Consider the following 210-nt stretch of genomic DNA (forward strand, 5'->3'; position numbering starts at 1 on the left):
TGTCACTTATGGATGGACCCGCGTCGCATTAGCTAGTTGGTGAGGTAACGGCTCACCAAGGCAACGATGCGTAGCCGACCTGAGAGGGTGATCGGCCACACTGGGACTGAGCCACGGCCCAGACTCCTACGGGAGGCAGCAGTAGGGAATCTTCCGCAATGGACGAAAGTCTGACGGAGCAACGCCGCGTGAGTGATGAAGGCTTTCGGG

The 210-nt window shown here is 59.0% G+C and carries 1 rRNA gene; it reads left to right on the top strand.

Features of this window, described 5'->3' with window-relative positions:
• Window positions 1–210, top strand: a 16S ribosomal RNA gene (locus MR113_RS28200); the annotation flags it as partial.

This window comes from Bacillus cereus group sp. BfR-BA-01379, from assembly GCF_022663605.1.
Lineage (GTDB): Bacteria > Bacillota > Bacilli > Bacillales > Bacillaceae_G > Bacillus_A > Bacillus_A mobilis.